This is a genomic window from Micromonospora sp. CCTCC AA 2012012 (genome assembly GCF_040499845.1).
GTDB lineage: Bacteria > Actinomycetota > Actinomycetes > Mycobacteriales > Micromonosporaceae > Micromonospora > Micromonospora mangrovi.
Window position 1 is genome coordinate 4049162 of record NZ_CP159342.1, and the last position, 17938, is coordinate 4067099.

Here is a 17938-nt window from a genome sequence, read left to right on the forward strand (position 1 = left end):
CCTAGCCTGAAACAGCAGGCCAGGCGGCTATGCGAGGGGCAGCCAGATGTTGGACCGGAAGCTACGGCGGGCGGCGTGCACGTTCGACCGGCCGCTGTCGTGGGACGTACGCAACCCGCACCGGGTCACCCGGACGTCACGGACGGCCCCTTCGCAACTGCCGGTCCCGCACCCGGGCCCGTCACTCGGCCTGGCGCTGCTCAGCACGGCCCTCCTGCTCGTCGCGCTGGGCGCGTTCGGCCGGATGTCCGGCCGGCCCGCAGGGGAGGCGCCGTCGTCCTGGTGGGACCGGGTCTGGCTGGTGATCCAGTTGGTGCTGCACGGCCTGGCGAAGACGGTCTTCGGGGGGCCGCGCCCGGAGCGGTGGGCACAGCTCGGGGTGCTGATCCTGGTCGGCTGCACCTTCTTCACCTGGCGCCGCTGGCGGCAGGACTGGTACGTGTACCTACCGGGACCGGTCAACGTGCGGACCTTCGACGACGCCGCGGGCACGGACCAGGGACGATCGGTCTACCTGCGGAGTCGGTTCTGCCGGCAGCTCGCGGAGACCAGCGTCTACCCGCCGTACTCGGGACCGGCGGACCCACCTCCGGACGGGTTCTTCGACGTGCTCGCCAAGGAGCAGGGTGACCTCTCCAACGCCCCGTCCTTCCTGCCCCGCGTGCTGGCCGCCCTCTGGCCGAGGCAGGCGTACCAGATCAGCGGGACCCTCCAGCGCCGCAAGGTGGAACCCCGGTACGGGCTCTCCGTGACCGTCACCTCCTTCCTCGGTCGGACCGGTAGCGCCACCACGACCTACTGGGGCAACAGCTGGGAGGACGCCACCTGCAAGGCCGCCTACTGGGCGATGGCCAAGATCGTCCCGGTCACCCGACTCGCGAAGACCCCGCCCTGGCGGAAGTGGCGGGGCCGGGACATGCCGGCGGAGCTGTTCGAGGCGTACAACGAGGCGAAGAAGCGGCACGACGACCTGAAACTGGACGACGCCCTGTGGTGGTACCGCGAGGCGCTGCGGCTGGACCCGTTCAACCTCGACATCCGGCTGATGGTCGGCAGTGTCCAGGAGGACCTGGGCCTCTTCCTCGACGCGTTGCAGACCTACCAGGGCGCGCTGGCCGTCGGGCAGCTGGAGGCCCACTACACCGGCGCGCTGTGGAGCCGCAAGCGGCGCCGGCTGCGCCGTCCCCTGCGCTACACCGGCGCGACGGTCCGGCAGCTCCGGCGCCACCCGGAATGGATCAAGCTGCGCTTCCAGTACGCCCGCACCCTCGGGTACGCCGAACGGGTGATGGCCCAGTGGCTCCCGCACAACCCCGGCGCGAAGCTCGACGCCAACACCCCCTACCACTGGGAGAGCCGGCAGAACCGGGAACGCCTCTGCGCCGCGCTGGCCGAACGCTACTGGCCCGCCGTACTGACCTGCACCGGCGCCGGCACCCGGGACGAGGCCAAGCAACTGGTCCGGGAGATGCTCCGGCACCGGTCGTCCGCGCCGGTGGTGCTGCACCTGGCGGCCTGGCAGGAGTTCCATCGGCTCTACGAGGACCTGACGATCGCCGCCTTCGTACCCGGGGCCGGCGCGGGTTTCGACCGCCGGCTCGTGCGGCTCATGCGGGACGTCTGGGCCCCGCTGCGGTTGATGCGTACCCTGCACGACGCCCGGTACGACTCGCCCGAGGGGAGCCGACTCGAACTGCCGGCCGTCGGCTGCCTCAGCGACTGGTGGATCTGGTGGCGCCGCCGTAAGGCCGACCGGGCCCTCGGCATCGGCTGGCCGGCCTCGCCGATGCTGCTCGGTGACGCGATCTTCGCCGCCCAGCGCCGGTGGAACCGGGCCGCTCGCCTGGGTTACCTGGACTACTACCACGCCGGCTGCCTGTACGCCTTCGCCCTGCAGGGCTACCCGCTCACGGCTGGCACCGGCCCCTCCGCCGAGCGGGCACCCGTCGACCGTGCGGCGGAGACGTTGACCTACCGGGCCGTGGAGAACCTGCGGGAAGCGCTGATGTGCACCGAGAGCGGGCGGGCCGGCCGGCTCACCGTCCAGTCCGACACCCAGGCGGGCACCGCCTCCCGGCTACGGACCTGGATCGCCACCAGCGACCCCGACCTGGCCCGGCTGCGCAACCGCGCCGAGTTCCGGTTCTTCCAGCAGGACGCCTACCAGCCGATGAAGCCGGTGCCGCTGCGGCCGGAGGACGTCTCGGAGGTCCGGGTCGTCGCGTACGCCAAGAACCTGCTCTGCGAGGGGGCCCGCCTGCTGGAACGGCACTGGCACCGCCAACGGCTCCGCCGTCGTCAGCCGCGCTATCTGCACGACCTGGTGCTGTGGCTGCGGCTGGACGACCGCACCTGGGAGGTGGTGGAGCGGATCGCGCTCGACGGGGCGCGGTACTGGGCGGACCGGGCCGAGTTCTCCCGGCTCGTCACCCGGACGGTGGCGCTGCAACGGACCACCGGCCACCACTTCCCGCCGCCGGTGCCGGTCTACGACGACCTCCGCCTGGACGAGGTGGAGCGGCTGACCGACGACCAGATCCAGCTGCCTTGGGTGGTCGACGACGCGGTCGCCCGGCAGGTGGAGCGGATCGACCGCTGCCTGGCCAGGCTGCTCCAGCTCGCCAGGGCCGCGAAAGCCACCGCCCATCGCAGCGACCAGTTGCTGCGCCAGCTGGACGTCGATGACGTCGACCTCAGCTCGGAGGACTACACGTGGATCTGCATGGCGCGGGCCGCGCTGTGGCAGGAGGTCATCGAGCTGCTCGACGACACCGACCTCGTCGTCGACGCCACCGCCCCCGAGGACGAGCAGACCGAGCCCTGACCGTGGTCAGCGGATCTCGAAGCCCAACGCCTGGGCCAGCACGATCGCCTGCTCGGCGTCGATGATCGCCCCGGCCCGCTGCACCGCCGTCGGGTCGAGCGCGGTGAGGTCGCTGCCGCGCAGGTCGGCCGCGGTCAGCCGCAGGCCGTCGAGCTGCGCGCCGGACAGGTCGACCCCGGTGACCGTGGCGTCGGTGAGGTTCGCCCCGGTCAGGTCGGCCTCCCGCATCCGGACGTCGGTGACCCGCACCCCGCGCAGATCCGCCCCGGGCAGCGCGACGAAGGACCAGTCCCCGCCGTCGATCCGCAGCGGCCGCAGGTCGCACTGGTCGAAGCTGCTGCCCACCAGCTTGCAGCCGGTGAACTCGGCCTCGAAGAAGTTGCACCGCTTGAACGTGCAGCGGGTGAAGGCCGAGTCGGTGTGCCGGGACGCGTTGAAGGCGACGTTGCCGAAGACGCACTCGGTGAAGACGGCGCCCCGGCTGACCGCCTCGGTGAGGTCGACGTGGAAGAACTCGCAGCGTACGAAGTGCCGGTCGGCCAGCTCTTCGGCGTACCAGTCCTGGTGGCGGTAGGTGACGTCCTCGGTCGGCTCCGGCATCGGGTCAGACTAGTGGCGCCGGCCGACACTTCCCGGTTGCCCTACCGACTAGTAGCGTCGACGGGGTGAGCGTGGCAGTGAGCACCGACCCGGACCGCATCGGCTTCGACCCCGCCCGGCTGGCGCGGATCGACGAGCACTTCGGCGCGTACGTCGACGACGGCCGGCTCGCCGGCTGGCAGATCGTCGTCACCCGCCGGGGCGAGATCGCCCACTCGGCCACCTACGGCCTGCGGGACCGGGAGGCCGGCACCCCCGTCGAGTCGGACACCCTGTGGCGGATCTACTCGATGACCAAGCCGGTCACCTCGGTCGCGGCGATGATGCTCTGGGAGGAGGGCCGGTTCGAGCTGAACGACCCGATCAGCCGCTGGCTGCCCGAGTTCGCCGACGTCCGGGTGTACGACAAGGGTTCGGTGCTCAAGCCGTACACGGTGCCGGCGGTCGAGCCGATCCGGGTCTGGCACCTGCTCACCCACACCGCCGGCCTGACGTACGGCTTCGCCCAGACCTCGGTGGTCGACGGCCTGTACCGCAAGGCGGGCTTCGACCTGGGTGTGCCGGCGGGCGCGGACCTGGCCGAGGCGACCCGGGGCATGGCCCAACTGCCGCTGCTCTTCCAGCCGGGCACGAGCTGGAACTACGGCGTCGCCACCGACGTGCTGGGCCGGCTGGTCGAGGTGGTCTCCGGGCAGCGCCTGGACACCTTCTTCGCCGAGCGGATCCTCCGGCCGCTCGGCATGACCGACACCAGCTGGTGGGTCGACGAGCCGGACGGGAAGCGCCTCGCCGCCCTCTACACGCCGCACCCGGCGACCGGGCAGGCGGTCCGCCTCGACGCGGTGGGCCGCTTCGCGCTCACCGAGCCGGAATGTCTCTCCGGCGGCGGCGGGCTGGTCTCCACGGCCGCCGACTACCACCGGTTCACCCAGTGCCTGCTGCGCGGCGGCGAACTGGACGGCGTACGCCTGCTGGGGCCGCGCACGGTGCGCTTCATGACCCGCAACCACCTGCCCGGCGGGCGTGACCTGGCGTCGTTCCACCCGGAGGGCTTCGCCGAGACGGTCCTCGACGGGATCGGCTTCGGCCTCGGCTTCGCGGTCGTGCAGGACCCGGTGCCGGCCCGGGTGCCGAGCAGCGTCGGCGAGTTCTACTGGGGTGGCATGGCCAGCACCGCCTTCTGGGTGGACCCGGTGGAGGAGGTCACCGCCCTGCTGTTCACCCAGCTCATGCCGTCGAGCACCTATCCGCTGCGGTCACAGCTGCGTCAGCTCGTCTATTCGGCGCTGGTCGACTGACCGGCGTCGCCGCCCGGGATCGGCGGAACGCCACCCGCCGGCCGGTCCGCTCCCTAGCCTGGGGGCATGAGCAACATCGTCGTGTTCGGCGCGGGCGGGACCGCGGGGTCGCGGATCACCGCCGAGGCGGTTGAGCGGGGGCACCGGGTCACCGCGGCGGTACGCCGTCCCGAGGCGACCAGCTATCTGCCACCGGGCGTGCGTACGGTCACCGGCGACGCGACGTCCGCCCGGAGCGTGCGGGAGCTGGCCGAGGACGCCGACGTGTTCGTGGTGGCGATCGGGGGCGGCGAGCGGGAGCTGTGGCGGGACGCGGCGCAGACGCTGGTGTCCACGCTGCGGGAGCTGCCCGACCCGCCCCGGGTGATCCACGTGGGGGGCGGTGCGACGCTGCTGACCCCGAAGGGCACCCCGTTCCTGGACGAGCCGGACTTCCCGGCGGAGTACCGGGACGCGGCCGAGGGTCAGGCCGACGCGCTGGGCGTCTACCGGTCCTCGGCCGACGGGGTGACCTGGACGTACGTCTCGCCGCCGCCGCTGGAGTTCCACCCGGGCGAGCGCACCGGCCACTACCGCACCGGCACCGACCAGCCGGTGACCGACGCGCAGGGCCGGTCGGTGGTGACCTACGAGGACCTGGCGGTGGCGATCGTCGACGAGATCGAGAGCCCGCGCTTCCCGAACGCCCGGTTCACCGCCGCGTACTGACGCTCAGTCGGCCAGCCGGGCCGGGAAGCCGCCGGTGGCGATCGGCCCCCAGGCGTCGACGGTGACCCGGATCAGGGACTTGCCCTGCTTCACCATCGCCGCGCGGTACTCGTCCCAGTCGGGGTGCTCGCCGGAGATGCTGCGGAAGTACTCCACCAGCGGCTCCAGCGCCTCGGGCAGGTCGAGCACCTCGGCGGTGCCGTCGACCTGCACCCACGGCCCGTTCCAGTCGTCGGAGAGCACGCAGGCCGAGACCCGCGGGTCGCGCCGGATGTTGGTGACCTTCGCCCGCTCCGGATAGGTGGAGATCACCAGCCGGCCCTCGCCGTCCACCCCGCAGGAGACCGGCGAGGACTGCGGCCGGCCGTCGGCGCGGGTGGTCATCAGCACCACCCGGTGCCGGGGACGGAGGAACTCGATCAGGGCGGCCCGGTCGACCCGGGTGTTGCTCGCGATGCTGCGTGCCATGCTCCTGGTTCTACCAGGCCCGCACCGGTGGCCGTCGGGCGCGGGCTCAGCGGGGGCGGCCGGCCGCGCGACGCGGCGCCGCCTGCGCCGGCACCCGGGGCCGGGTCGCCGGCCGCCACGCCCGGCCGTTGGCATAGATCACCCGGAAACCGAGGTACGACGCGAGCGGCGCCCAGTGCGCCGAGCCCATCCGCTGTTCGGCGGCGTTGTGCCGCTGCCCGTTGGCGAGCACGTCGAGCAGCACGGTCTCGAAGGCGGCGGACTCCACCCAGTCGACCTCGCGGGTGAAACCGCAGATCAGGGCCGCGCCGGTCACGTCGAGGAAGTCGCGCAGCGTGGCGTCGGAGGCGCGCAGCACCGAACAGCTGCCGAAATAGAGCCGGCGTCCCTCGCACCGGCCGGCCATCCGCTCGGCCACGTCGGTCAGGTCGACCGAGTCCCAGTCGGTGAGGCAGAGCCGGCTCGGTTCGCCGTGCATGGCGAAGAACCCGACCCGGTAGTCGGCGTACTGCTTGAGCAGCCAGCGGTCCAGGAAGTAGAAGAGCTCGTCGCGGGTGGCGGCGTCCTTGTGGATGAAGCGGATCCGGCCGAGGCGTTCGAGCAGTTCGAGGGTGGGCAGGACGGAACCCCGCTCGTTGAGGTCCCGATGCCACTGCCCCTCGATGCAGAAGACGCCACCGCGCGCCACGCCCACCTCCCCCGTGCCTGGAGCCCGGCGCAGACGTTACCGGGCCGGGGTGACACATCGACATCACCCTCGGCGTGCCGGGACGGCACTTTCCGTCACGTTTCTGCACCTCCGTCCCACCCGAAGAAAGTGGAGTGCAGGTTTTCGCAATCAGCCCGATCCACAGCCGATGCTCAGGAACAACCATTTGTGAGGGCGATTCTGGTTAAAGGCCGCTCATTACCCGTCGCGCTGCGAAGGTGGAGTGCACAGGCACGTACCGGTCGACGCCCCTGCGGCTCACCCACTCGCACTCTCATCGGGAGACTTCCGTGCGTATCAACACTGTGAAACGGGCGCTCGTCGCGTTGGCCCTGGCGTTGCCGGGGGCCGCGATCGCCACGGTGGTCGCCGCGCCGGCGGCCCACGCCGACGGCTGTTTCACCTGGACCCGGCCCCTGTTCCAGGGGCGGTCCGGCACCGACGTCCGGCAACTCCAGATCCGGGTGGGCGGCTGGGCCGCCTACCGGGACATCGTCCGCGTCGACGGGATCTACGGCCCGGAGACCGCCGCCGCGGTCACGCGCTTCCAGGCGGCGTACGGGCTGCGCGCCGACGGGGTCGCCGGGCCGCAGACCTTCGCGAAGATCTACGCCCTGCAGGACGACGACTGCACGCCGCGGCACTTCAGCTACACCGAGCTGGACAACGGCTGCGGCAAGGGCGGGTGGAGCGGGGGCCCGCTGTCGCCGACCGCGACGCGGGAGAACGCGGTCCGCACCATGTGGAAGCTGGAGGCGCTCCGTCGCAGCCTCGGCGACCAGCCGATCTACGTGACCAGCGGGTTCCGCAGCATCGCCTGCAACAGCCAGGTCGGCGGGGCGTCCGACAGCCAGCACCTCTACGGCAACGCGGCCGACGTGACCTCCCGCAGCTCGTCACTGTGCCAGCTGGCTCGCTCGGCTCGCAGCCGCGGCTTCAGCGGGATCTACGGCCCCGGCTACCCGAACCACTCCGACCACGTTCACCTCGACTCCCGTCGACAGAACACCGCCGACCGTTCCTCGGACACGACGAGTTGGTCGGCCCCGGACTGCGGGGTCGGCGACGACTGACCTGTCGAGGTCGACGACGGCCCGGCGTGGGAGTGGGGGGTGCCCGCGCCGGGCCGCCGCCGTCGCCCCGGGACTCGGACTGTCGGGCGTACCCCCGACAGGACCGCGCCGGCTCGACGAGTCGGAGGGTCGTCAGCTCGCCCGGGGCCAGCGCGGCCTGGTGGCGGGGGACGCCACCGGTCGACCGGTTCCGCCGGGCCGGATGGCGGGCCGCACGCCGGGTGCGGCGACCCGGCCGGCCTGGCCGCGCGGGGACGGGGTGCCCGGGGCGGTGGGTCGCGCGGACCCCGACCCGGTCAGCACGAACGGGAACGGCACGTGCACGAACGGGTTGCCGTGCCGCACCAGTGCGTCGACCTGCCGTTCGTTGAGGCCGTGCGCCGTCAGCACGCGCCGACCCCACCGGTGCAGGCGGCAGGGGTACGCCGCCCCGTCGTTGCGGCACTTCGGTCCGGCGGGCCACTCCTCGGCGGCGTGCACCACCACCGCCCGGACCGCGAGCCGGACATCCTCGGGGGTCAGGGTCGCCGGGACCGGCACCTCGCCCAGGATCTGATCGATGGGATCCGTCGACTGCTCACCAACTCGCACGGCAGGCCTCCCGCAGCTCGGCAGCGGTGCGGCTGACCCGCCGCACCACATCCTCGCCCAGTGGTACGGGCCCCGGCCGGCAGGAGTTCAATCCCCGGATCTCCGCCGCCGGGCGTTCCGCTGCCGGCGGCTGTTCAGGCCGGTAGCGTGTCCGGCGAGACCGCGAGGCCGGGGAGCGTGCCATGACCGAGCAGCAGCCGTATCGGGTGGTGTCCCGGCATCCGGGCTTCGAGCTGCGCCGCTATCCGGCCCACCTGGTCGCGGAGGTGCGCGTCGAGGGGCCCTTCGACCGGGCCGGCAATGAGGCGTTCCGGCCACTTGCCGGCTTCATCGGCGGGGCGAACCGGTCCCGTCGGCAGATCGGCATGACCGCGCCGGTGGTGCAGGAGCCCGCCGGGTCGCAGAAGATCGCGATGACCGCGCCGGTGGTCCAGGAGGAGGGCGACCGGGCCGGCAGCTGGCTGGTGCGGTTCGTGATGCCGGCGAGCTTCACCGCGGCGACGCTCCCCGAGCCGGAGGATCCGCGGATCACCGTCCGGCAGATCCCCGAGGAGCTCGCCGCCGCGGCCCGGTTCTCCGGGCGGTGGACCACGGAGGCGTTCGAGCGGCGGGCCACCGCGCTGGGCCGGGCGGTCACCGACGCCGGACTCAGCCCGGCGGGCGCCGTCCGGTACGCCCGGTTCGACCCGCCGTGGAAGCCGTGGTTCCTGCGCCGCAACGAGGTCCTGCTCCCCGTCACCGAGTAGTTCTTACGAGCCGAGGACGGTTCACCGCCCGGGCTGGCTTGCCGGGCACCGGCCTGGTGGGGTCGGTGCCATGAGACGTCTACTGCAGACCCTCGCAACGGGGATCACCACCGCCACTCTCCTGCTGGTGCCGGCGCTGCCCGCCGGTGCCGCCACCGGGCCCGTACGGCTCGCCTCCGGCTCGGTCTCCCCGGCGGTGATCACCGCCGGGGAGACCGCCACCCAGACCATCACCCTCACCCGCAAGGCGCCGCGCGGCGGCGTGGACGTGGCCCTCTACGGCGACGTGGTCTACCAGAGCTTCACCGGCGGGCACGTCGTCGTGCCGGCGGGTCGCAGGAGCGTCAGCTTCCCGATCCGGGTGGCGTCGCCGGAGGTGACGACCGTCGTCCCGCTCTACGCCCAGGTCCCCGGCAGCGACCTGGTACGGATCGCGGAGGTCACCGTGCTGCCCGGTGATCCGGCGGCGCAGGGCGTGGTCGACCTGCGCTTCAGCCCGGCGGCGGCCGTCGAGGGCAGCTCGGTCACCGGCACGGTGGTGCTGGCCGCACCGGCCGCCACGGGCGGGGTCGCCGTGACGCTGTGGAGCAACACCTCGTACGGACCCAACGTGTACGTCCCGCCGTCGGTGGTGGTGCCGGCGGGTCAGACCAGCGTCAGCTTCACGGCCGTGGTCAACCAGGCCCAGGTCCCCGCGGTGGTCCGCCCGTCGGCGCACCTGGGCACCACCCGCGCGACCGGTCGGCTGGCGGTGGTGCCGCCCACCTTCGCCGTCGGGCCCGGTTACGTCGCCCGGGGCGCGGTCAACGACGTGGTGGTCGGGATCGGCACCGCGGCGAACCCGACCGGGGTGACCATCGCCCTGCACAGCGACCGGCCCGACGTGGTGGTGCCGGCGACCGTCCAGGTGCCGGCCGGCAGCCCGGGTGTGATCTTCCCGGTGACCGTGGCCGCGGACGCCTCGGTCAGCGAACCCGGCACGATCACCGCCACCTGGAACGGCACGACCGTCAGCAACACCTTCGTCGTCGGCTACAACTGACCACCCCGCTCGGTGGGCGGGCGCGTTCCGTCGTGCCCGCCCGCCGACCTGCGCGATGCGGGGGCCCGCCGGGCCCGGCCGGTCGGTCAGGGCCGCTCGACCCGCAGCTGCGCCGACGCGAGCAGCTCGTCGAGCGCGTCCAGCTCCGCCCAGCCGTTGACGGCGACCCGGCCGGCCGCGTCGACCACGACCTCGACCCGGTCCGGCGTGTGCGGCAGGTCGTCGAGCAGGTCCGGGAACCGGTCGCTGAGCAGCGCGAACTCCTGGTTGGTGGAGCCCACCCAGGGTCGCTCGGTGTCGATCAGGTCGGCCCGGAACGGACCGGCGACCAGCAGGTCGGTCTCGGCCAGCAGCGCCGCCACGTCCTCCCGGCCGCTGTCCACCGCGCGCCGCAGGCCGTCCCGGCTGTAGCCGGTGAAGGTCATCACCGAGCGGCCCGCCCGGCGTACTCCGGCGGCCACCTCGGCCAGCGCGGCGGCCTGGTCGAAGGGCTCCCCACCGAGCAGGGTCAGTCCGTCGGTGCCCGCGTCGAGCACCCGCCGCACCAGCTCGGCCGGGGTCGTCCGCTCACCACCCCGGAAGCCCCACAGCTGCGGGTTGAAGCAGCCCGGGCAGCGGATCGCGCAACCCTGCACCCAGACGGCCGTGCGGTTGCCCGGGCCCTCGGCCCGGGTGGCGGCGAGGAACCGGGCCAGCACGACCAGCTGCGACCCGGACGCCGGCCGCCGGACCGGGCCGGCCTCAGAGATCGAGTACGCGTCCATGCGGCTGACCGGGGAGCGTGGCGGGACCGGCCGGGGGCACGCAGACCAGCACGTCCCGCAGCCGGGCGTACTCGTGCGGGGCGAGGTGCGCCGCGGCGACGAACTCGGCGACGCTGCCGTAGCCGCCCCGGGCGTCCCGCTCGGCGAGCACCCGGTGCACCCGGGCCGCGTCGAAGCCGGGCAGGGCGGCGAACTGCTCCGCCCCGGCGGTGTTGACGTCCAGCGTGGAGCCGGCGGGCGACACCGGTGCGGGAGCCACCGGCGATCCGGGCGGCGTCGGTGCTGCCCACGGCTGCTGCGGCACCGCCGCCGTGGGGTCGGCCGCCGGGAAGCCGGCAGCGGTCGGGTCGCCCGGCACGCCGCCGACCGGCGGATAGGCCGGGGCGACCGGCTGGCCCGGCGCTGCGGAGACCGGCGGAAAGGCCGGCTGGCCCGGCGGCGCCGAGACGGGCGGAAAGGCCGGAGCGGCCGGGTGACCCGGTGCCGCGGAGACCGGCGGGAAGGCGGGGGCGGCCGGGGCGGGATGACCGCTCCAGCCGGTGGCGGCCGGCGGGGGCGGCCACCCCTGGAACGGCGGCGAGCCGGTCCAGCCGGTCGGCTGCTGGTACCAGGGCCGGTAGGCGGCCCGCCAGCGCAGCCAGGCCGGGTTGATCACCAGCGCGTGCACGAAGCCGGCGATCCAGATCGCCAGCCACGCGGCGACCGCCACGTTGATCAGGACGGTGCCCTTCTGGGCCTCGCCGACGATGACGAAGGTGGCCCAGCCCAGCACCAGGTAACCGATGCCGGCGATCCACCAGCCCGGCCGCCGGGCCCGCACCCCGACGTAGACGAGACCGATTCCGCCCAGGCAGCCGAGGCCCAGCGTGGGCAGGAGCAGCCACCAGCTGTGCAGCAGCCGCCACTTCCAGCTGGCCGCCTTGTTCGGGGTGACGGCGACCGGGGTGGCGGCGGCGCCCGGGCCGTACGCACCGGGTGGTGGGCCGGACGGGAACGGCGGCCAACCCCCGTCAGGCGCGGTCGACATCGCGTTCCTCCTGCCACCCGGTCACGCCGGTCCGGGTCAGGTCGGCGGTGTACGCGCTCTCGACCGCCCGCGCGGCCAACAGGTCCTCCAGGACCGCCACGTAGTCCAGGCAGCGCTCGCCGAGCACGTCGTGGGTCTGCGCGGTCACCGAACCGTCCGGGTGCACGGTCACCTCGACCCGGGGCCGGTCGCTCATGCCGACCGCCCCTCGACGGCGAAGACGAGGCGTACCGAGGCGTCCTCGGTGACCTGCTCGGATTCCAGCCGCAGCCCGGCGGCGGGGGCCTGGGCGCGCAGCCGGTCGAGCACCGCCCGCTGCACCTGCCGCCCGTACGCGGCGTCGACCGACTGCACGATCGCCACCGCCCGTTCCTCGTCGACGTCGCCGGTGAGGTGCGCGGTCCAGACGCCGTCGGCGCCGCGCCGGAACTCGGCGCGTACGCCGTCCCAGTCGGCGGTGATCGCGGCCTGGTCGGCGGCGACGACCGCGCCGGTGTCGCGCAGCGCGCCGGCGAGCAGCGTCTCGTCCCGCATCCGGGTCTGCACCTGGCAGATCGTCCGGCCCTGGTCGTCGCGGTCGGCGCCGGCGGTGTGCGCGGCGGCCACGGTGGCCACCGCGAGCGGTAGGAGTATCAGCGAGATGCTCACCGGAGCACTCCCCTCGGTTCGGTGGCGGACATCAGAACTCCACGGCCCGTCCGCCGTGCGGGCCGCCCGGGCGGCCCGGGCCGGTGGCGGTCCGCGGGTCGAGGTCCCAGTCCTCGGCGGCGGTGGCCGCGACGGCCCGGTTCTCCGCCCAGCTGCGGACGGCGTCCAGCTTCTCGGCCTGGGTGACGCTCAACGGGACCATGTTGACCAGTGCGCGCAACAGGTCGTCGCGGCGCAGCGGCCGGCGCTCGGCGTACGCGTCGTAGAGCCCGCCGACGACGGCCTGTTCGATCTCGGCGCCGGAGTAGCCGTCGCTCAGCTCGGCCAGCTCGCCGAGGAGGGCGTGGTCGACGGTGAGTTCGCCGGCCACCGCCGGGTGCCGCAGTCGGCGTCCGACGTGCAGCGCCCAGATGGCCGCGCGTTCCGCGCGGGTCGGCAGGTCGACGAAGAAGATCTCGTCGAAGCGTCCCTTGCGGAGCAGTTCCGGTGGCAGGCCGGCGAAGTCGTTGGCGGTGGCGATGACGAAGACCGGTCGGGTCTTCTCCTGCATCCAGGTGAGGAAGGAGCCGAACACCCGGGCGGAGGTGCCGGAGTCGCCGCTCCCGCCGGCGAATCCCTTCTCGATCTCGTCGAGCCAGAGCACACAGGGCGCGACGGCCTCGGCGGTACGGAGCGCGGCGCGCATGTTCTGCTCGCTGGAGCCGACCAGGCCGGCGAAGACCTTGCCGATGTCGAGCCGGAGCAGCGGCAGGTGCCAGGCGGCGGCGACGGCCTTGGCGGTCATCGACTTGCCGCAACCCGGTACCCCGGTGATGAGCACCCCGCGCGGCGCCGGCAGCCCGTACCTGGCGGCCTCGGCGAGCCAGGAGCCGTCGCGTCGGGCCAGCCACCGCTTCAGGTTCTCCAGGCCGCCGACGTCGGTGAGGGCGACGCTGTCCTCCACGAACTCCAGCAGCCCGGAGCGGCGGACGGCCTGCCGTTTCTCCTCGTGCACCACGCTCAGGTCGCGGGCGTCGAGCACGCCGTCGTCCACCATGGCGCGGGCGAAGGCGTTCTCCGCCTCGTGCAGGGTGAGGCCGAGGGCGGCCTTGGCGAGGCGTTCCCGGCCGGCCTCGTCGAGGTCGACCCGGATCCGGCCGCTGGTCGCGTTGGCCGCGATCATGCCGTCCAGCACGGCCCGGATCTCCGGCTCGCTGGGGAGCGGGAAGTCGACCACGGTGACGTCCTTCGCCAGCTCCACCGGCAGGTGCGGCACGGGCGTGACCAGCACGAGGGTGCGCGGCACCGGGCCGGTGCGGAAGGCGACGGCCAGGTCGCGCAGCCGGCGTACCACCCCTGGTTCGGCGGGCCGGCCGGCGGCGCCGAGGGCGGGGTGCAGGTCGCTGAGGACGACGACGGCGGGCTCGTCCAGCCGCAGGATCGCGTCGAGGGCCGCCGCCGGGTCGGTGGTGCCCTGGCGGGCGGCGCCGTCGGGCGACACCAGGCCGCGGGTGGTCGACCAGGTCCAGAGCCGGCGCGGGGTCCGCACGCGGGCGGCGTCGTGGGCCACCGCGGTGATCTCGGCGATCACCCGCTGTTCCTCGTACGACTCGACGAGCAGCACCGGGATCCGGGCCTTGAGAAGCTGAGCCAGGGTGTCACGGAACGTGGCCATGGTGGTTGCCTCCCCCCGCAAGCGCCCGAGCCGCGCAGACTTTAGCACCGGCCGTCCGGTACGGCGGTCTGTCGCCGGACCTGGCCGACCGTTACCGTTCCCCGTCTGGGGAGGTGCCGTCGGTGTACGTCGTATCGGTGATCAACTACAAGGGCGGGGTGGGCAAGACCACCATGACCGCCAACCTCGGGGCCGAGTTGGCCAACCGGGGGATGAAGGTGCTGCTGATCGACCTGGATCCGCAGGCCAGCCTGACGTTCAGCTTCTACGATCCGGACGACTGGCGGGAGCGGCTGCGCGACGGCCGGACGGTCAAGCGCTGGTACGACGGACTGCGCGGGGACGGCCCGAAGGTCACCCTCGGTGAGCTGGTCGTCTCCCCCGGCCCGGCGAACGCCCACCTGAAGGGCGCCGGCCGACTCGACCTCATCGCCTCGCACCTGCAGCTCGTGGACATCGACCTGGCGCTGGCCCGGGGCGTCGCGGACGGCGACGAGTACGACGCCGAGCTGTTCCGGGTGCGCGGCTCCCTCGCCGAGGGACTGCACGACGAGGCGCTGGACCCGTACGACCTGGTGCTGATCGACTGTCCGCCGAACTTCAACGTGGTCACCCAGTCGGCGATCATCGCCAGTGACCACCTGCTCATCCCGGCGAAGGCCGACTATCTCTCCACCCTCGGCATCGACTATCTGCACGGCAACGTCCGGGAACTGGTCGACCGCTACAACGCCGACGCGCGGCGGTTCGCCCGGATCCGCCGGCACCACAAGGTCGCCCCGGACATCGCGGGCGTGGTCTTCACGATGATCCAGCTGATGGCGCAGCGGCCCATCGCCGCCCATCAGGGCTACATGGACCAGGTGCGCGCGCTCGGCGTACCGGTGCTGCCCACCGCGCTGCGGGAGAACGTCACCCTGTTCGCCACGAACACCCCGCGCGGGGTGCCGGTGGTGCTGCGGGACCGGGTCACCGCGCCGCCGGTCCGCGACGAGCTGCGGCAGATCACCACGGAGTTCCTGGCCCATCTCCAGCCGGCGGGGGCGACCGCATGACGGATCCGTCGCTCGCCGTGCTGACCCGGGTCGCCGAGTTCCTGACCGCCCTCTCCCCGGCCGAGGTGACCGACCTGGCCGCCGGCCGCGCCCGCCTCGCCCTGCTCCCGACCGTCTCCCCCGCCCCCTCGACGTCGTCCCCGGACCGGCCCACGCCCGCGTCTCCCGTTCCGGCCCGCGCGGCGACGTCCGCCGTGGACCCGGCCGTCGCGCACGCGGCGCTGGTCGCCATGTCGGACCGCGCCGACGGTACGGCCTACCTGGCGTCGTGGACGACCCGGGAGCTGCGGGCGCTCGCGGCACACGTCGGGCTGCGCGGCATCGGTGGGCTGCGCAAGTCCGACCTCGTCGACCTGATCGTCGACCGCACCATCGGCTTCCGGCTCAACTCCAGCGCCATCCGTCAACGGTGACCACGACCGGACCGGATTCCCGGGCCGTCAACTCTTCCGACCTTCCAGGAGACTCGCTACGAACTTGATGGCAAAGATGAATCACCCGGGCACTGCGCGTCCCGGTCCGCCGAGGAGACTCGCCGACACGACCGGCTGGCGCAAGCCGTCAGGAGCACCGCCGGGACCACCCGTTGGGAGAACGCACGGAGGCGCCCATCGGGCTGATCCACCTCCCGGCTGATCCACCTCCCGGCTGATCCACCTCCCGGCTGATCCACCTCCCGGCTGATCCACCTCCGGGGGACCGCCACCGAGCTGGTCCGACTCCGGCTGCTCACCGGGGTGATTCATCTTTGCCATCAAGTTCGTAGCGGGTCTGGCACGTACCCCGAACCCCGCCCCCACCCACCCCAGCCACGGCGCGGAGCAGGGCCTACCCCGACCAGGGCCTTAGGCTGGCGGCCGGGACCAGTGACCCGAGGAGGCTCGGATGGCCGAGGACACCAACCGGTACGCCGCCCTGCTGCGGGGCGTGAACGTCGGCAGCACCCGGCTCGCGATGGCCGACCTGCGCCGCCTCGTCGCCGATCTCGGGCACACCGACGTCCGGACCTACCTGCAGAGCGGCAACGTCGTCTTCACCAGCCCGGCGACGGACCCCGACGAGCTGGCCCGGGGGATCGAGCGGGTGCTCACCGACGAGCTGGGTCTGACCGTGCCGGTGCTGGTCCGCAGCGGCACCGAGCTGGCCGCGCTCACCGCCGCCGGCCCGTACACCGGGAAGCAGGACGATCCGACGCGGCTGCTGGTGGCCTTCCTGTCGGCCGCGCCGCCGGCGGCGCGGGTCGCGGAGCTGACCGTGCCGGACGGCGAGAACATCGAGTACGCGGTGGACGGCCGCGAGATCCACCTGCACTTTCCCGACGGCGGGTACGGGCGGACGAAGTTCACCAACGCCTATCTCGAGAAGAGGCTCGGCGTGGTGGCGACCACCCGCAACTGGAAGTCGGTCTGCGCGCTGCGGGATCTGACCGCCGTCGAGAAGTTGTCCTCATGATCTCGCGGAGTTCACTCCGGCACCGCTAGCATCGCCAGTCATGAATATGAAGAGCGTCACTCGCTCGCGACCCGGGCGGCTGATCGCGGCGTTCGCGTTGGCGGTCACCATCGTGACCCCCGTGGTGGTGGCCACCTCGGCGTCGGCGGCGACCACCTTGACCGTCGCCCAGGCGTTGGCCACCCAGGACGGCCGGTCCGCCACCGTCACCGGGTACGTCATCGGCCAGCCGACCGCCTCGACCACGGTGATCACGTCCAACTACACCGCCGACACCGCGATCGCGATCGCCGACACGGCCACCGAGACCAGCACGAGCCGGATGCTCTACGTCCAGATCACCACCGCCTGGCGGACCACCTTCGGGCTGCTCAGCAACCCGTCGCTGCGCGGGAAGCAGGTCACCGCGACGGGGACGCTGACCGCGTACTTCAGCCACGGCGGGCTGAAGAACCCGACGGCGATGAGCCTGGGCGGCACCGCCCCCTCGCCGACCAGCTCCCCCACCCCGGGCCCCACCTCCACCAGCGGCCCGTACGACTCGACCTACTACGCGAGCGCGGTCGGCAAGTCCGGTACGGCGCTGCGCAGCTCGCTGCACGCCATCATCAAGGTGCAGACGACGCTCTCCTACGACCAGGTGTGGGAGGCACTGAAGGACACCGACCAGGACCCGGCCAACGCGAACAACGTCATCCTGCTCTACACCGGACGGTCGCAGAGCAAGACCAGCAACGGCAGCGGCGTCGACGACTGGAACCGGGAGCACGTCTGGGCGAAGTCGCACGGCGACTTCGGCACCGCCAACGGGCCCGGGACCGACGTGCACCACCTGCGCCCGGAGGACGTGTCGGTCAACTCGCTGCGCGGCAACAAGGACTTCGACGCGGGCGGCAGCGCGGTCTCCGAGGCGCCCGGCTGCTACACCGACGCGGACTCGTTCGAGCCGCGGAACGCGGTCAAGGGTGACGTGGCCCGCATGATCATGTACATGGCGATCCGCTACGAGGGCGACGACGCCTGGCCGAACCTGGAGATGAACGACTCGGTCAGCAACGGCACCGCGCCCTACCTGGGCCGGATCTCGATGCTGCTGGCGTGGAACAAGCTGGACCCACCGGACGCCTTCGAGCAGCGCCGCAACCAGCGCATCTACGAGCGCTGGCAGGGCAACCGCAACCCGTTCGTCGACCACCCGGAGTGGGCCACCGCGATCTGGGGCTGACCGGCTTGTCGCAGATCACCCGGCCGGGTCGTGAGGAAACGGCCCGGCCGGGTA

The 17938-nt window shown here is 73.0% G+C and carries 19 protein-coding genes; 10 read left to right on the plus strand and 9 right to left on the minus strand.

Annotated features, from left to right (window positions below):
• The first annotated feature begins 46 nt into the window (after positions 1 to 46).
• Complete coding sequence (locus tag ABUL08_RS17755) at positions 47 to 2824, plus strand: tetratricopeptide repeat protein (protein ID WP_350931030.1); 2778 nt, start codon at positions 47 to 49, stop codon at positions 2822 to 2824.
• Positions 2825 to 2830: 6 nt separating this feature from the next.
• Here the strand turns inward: ABUL08_RS17755 and ABUL08_RS17760 are convergent, their stop codons facing one another.
• Positions 2831 to 3424, minus strand: a complete 594-nt coding sequence (locus ABUL08_RS17760; RefSeq protein ID WP_350931031.1) for a pentapeptide repeat-containing protein — start codon at positions 3422 to 3424, stop codon at positions 2831 to 2833.
• 65 nt (positions 3425 to 3489) lie between these two features.
• Between ABUL08_RS17760 and ABUL08_RS17765 the strand changes: the two genes are divergently transcribed.
• On the plus strand, positions 3490 to 4722 hold the full coding sequence (locus tag ABUL08_RS17765) for a serine hydrolase domain-containing protein (protein ID WP_350931032.1): 1233 nt from the start codon (positions 3490 to 3492) through the stop codon (positions 4720 to 4722).
• A 66-nt stretch (positions 4723 to 4788) separates the two neighbouring features.
• On the plus strand, positions 4789 to 5430 hold the full coding sequence (locus ABUL08_RS17770; protein ID WP_350931033.1) for an NAD(P)-dependent oxidoreductase: 642 nt from the start codon (positions 4789 to 4791) through the stop codon (positions 5428 to 5430).
• Between the two features lie 3 nt (positions 5431 to 5433).
• On the opposite strand, the gene ABUL08_RS17775 is transcribed toward ABUL08_RS17770, so the two are convergent.
• Together ABUL08_RS17775 and ABUL08_RS17780 are read right to left on the minus strand one after the other, a co-directional pair.
• The gene (locus ABUL08_RS17775) at positions 5434 to 5898 is read right to left on the minus strand and encodes a PPOX class F420-dependent oxidoreductase (RefSeq protein WP_350931034.1); all 465 of its coding nucleotides are present in this window, start codon (positions 5896 to 5898) and stop codon (positions 5434 to 5436) included.
• A gap of 46 nt (positions 5899 to 5944) precedes the next feature.
• Entirely contained in the window at positions 5945 to 6586 is a 642-nt protein-coding gene (locus ABUL08_RS17780; protein ID WP_350931035.1) for a DUF6642 family protein, read from the minus strand.
• 311 nt (positions 6587 to 6897) lie between these two features.
• Between ABUL08_RS17780 and ABUL08_RS17785 the strand changes: the two genes are divergently transcribed.
• Positions 6898 to 7680, plus strand: coding sequence for a D-Ala-D-Ala carboxypeptidase family metallohydrolase (locus ABUL08_RS17785; protein WP_350931036.1), 783 nt, complete (start codon positions 6898 to 6900; stop codon positions 7678 to 7680).
• A 132-nt stretch (positions 7681 to 7812) separates the two neighbouring features.
• Here ABUL08_RS17785 and ABUL08_RS17790 read toward each other — a convergent pair whose 3' ends face one another.
• Positions 7813 to 8271: a hypothetical protein gene (locus ABUL08_RS17790; protein ID WP_350931037.1), complete on the minus strand. Its 459-nt coding sequence runs from the start codon at positions 8269 to 8271 to the stop codon at positions 7813 to 7815.
• Positions 8272 to 8453: 182 nt separating this feature from the next.
• Here ABUL08_RS17790 and ABUL08_RS17795 point away from each other — a divergent pair, with 182 nt between their 5' ends.
• Complete coding sequence (locus ABUL08_RS17795; RefSeq protein WP_350931038.1) at positions 8454 to 9017, plus strand: SOUL family heme-binding protein; 564 nt, start codon at positions 8454 to 8456, stop codon at positions 9015 to 9017.
• A 70-nt stretch (positions 9018 to 9087) separates the two neighbouring features.
• The gene (locus tag ABUL08_RS17800) at positions 9088 to 10059 is read left to right on the plus strand and encodes a hypothetical protein (RefSeq protein ID WP_350931040.1); all 972 of its coding nucleotides are present in this window, start codon (positions 9088 to 9090) and stop codon (positions 10057 to 10059) included.
• Positions 10060 to 10145: 86 nt separating this feature from the next.
• Here the strand turns inward: ABUL08_RS17800 and ABUL08_RS17805 are convergent, their stop codons facing one another.
• From ABUL08_RS17805 to ABUL08_RS17825, 5 genes are read right to left on the minus strand one after another with little or no spacing between them, the layout of a single operon-like run.
• Complete coding sequence (locus ABUL08_RS17805; RefSeq protein WP_350931041.1) at positions 10146 to 10823, minus strand: 4Fe-4S single cluster domain-containing protein; 678 nt, start codon at positions 10821 to 10823, stop codon at positions 10146 to 10148.
• Positions 10801 to 11850, minus strand: a complete 1050-nt coding sequence (locus ABUL08_RS17810) for a ComEA family DNA-binding protein (RefSeq protein WP_350931042.1) — start codon at positions 11848 to 11850, stop codon at positions 10801 to 10803. Before ABUL08_RS17810 ends, ABUL08_RS17805 begins: the two co-directional genes overlap by 23 nt.
• On the minus strand, positions 11834 to 12046 hold the full coding sequence (locus ABUL08_RS17815; protein ID WP_350931043.1) for a DUF2997 domain-containing protein: 213 nt from the start codon (positions 12044 to 12046) through the stop codon (positions 11834 to 11836). The genes ABUL08_RS17810 and ABUL08_RS17815 overlap by 17 nt, the downstream gene beginning before the upstream one ends.
• Entirely contained in the window at positions 12043 to 12498 is a 456-nt protein-coding gene (locus ABUL08_RS17820) for a hypothetical protein (protein WP_350931044.1), read from the minus strand. The genes ABUL08_RS17815 and ABUL08_RS17820 overlap by 4 nt, the downstream gene beginning before the upstream one ends.
• A gap of 31 nt (positions 12499 to 12529) precedes the next feature.
• Positions 12530 to 14152 carry an AAA family ATPase gene (locus ABUL08_RS17825; protein ID WP_350931045.1) on the minus strand — a complete coding sequence of 541 codons (1623 nt, stop codon included), beginning with the start codon at positions 14150 to 14152 and terminating at the stop codon, positions 12530 to 12532.
• A 122-nt stretch (positions 14153 to 14274) separates the two neighbouring features.
• Between ABUL08_RS17825 and ABUL08_RS17830 the strand changes: the two genes are divergently transcribed.
• The 4 genes from ABUL08_RS17830 to ABUL08_RS17845 all read left to right on the plus strand — a co-directional run bounded on the left by ABUL08_RS17830 (position 14275) and on the right by ABUL08_RS17845 (position 17884).
• Complete coding sequence (locus ABUL08_RS17830; RefSeq protein ID WP_350931046.1) at positions 14275 to 15207, plus strand: ParA family protein; 933 nt, start codon at positions 14275 to 14277, stop codon at positions 15205 to 15207.
• Positions 15204 to 15620: a Rho termination factor N-terminal domain-containing protein gene (locus ABUL08_RS17835; RefSeq protein WP_350931047.1), complete on the plus strand. Its 417-nt coding sequence runs from the start codon at positions 15204 to 15206 to the stop codon at positions 15618 to 15620. The genes ABUL08_RS17830 and ABUL08_RS17835 overlap by 4 nt, the downstream gene beginning before the upstream one ends.
• 472 nt (positions 15621 to 16092) lie before the next feature.
• Positions 16093 to 16659 (plus strand): DUF1697 domain-containing protein, encoded by a 567-nt coding sequence (locus ABUL08_RS17840; RefSeq protein WP_350931048.1) that lies wholly within the window; start codon positions 16093 to 16095, stop codon positions 16657 to 16659.
• A 40-nt stretch (positions 16660 to 16699) separates the two neighbouring features.
• The gene (locus tag ABUL08_RS17845; protein ID WP_350931050.1) at positions 16700 to 17884 is read left to right on the plus strand and encodes an endonuclease; all 1185 of its coding nucleotides are present in this window, start codon (positions 16700 to 16702) and stop codon (positions 17882 to 17884) included.
• The last annotated feature ends 54 nt before the right edge of the window (positions 17885 to 17938 follow it).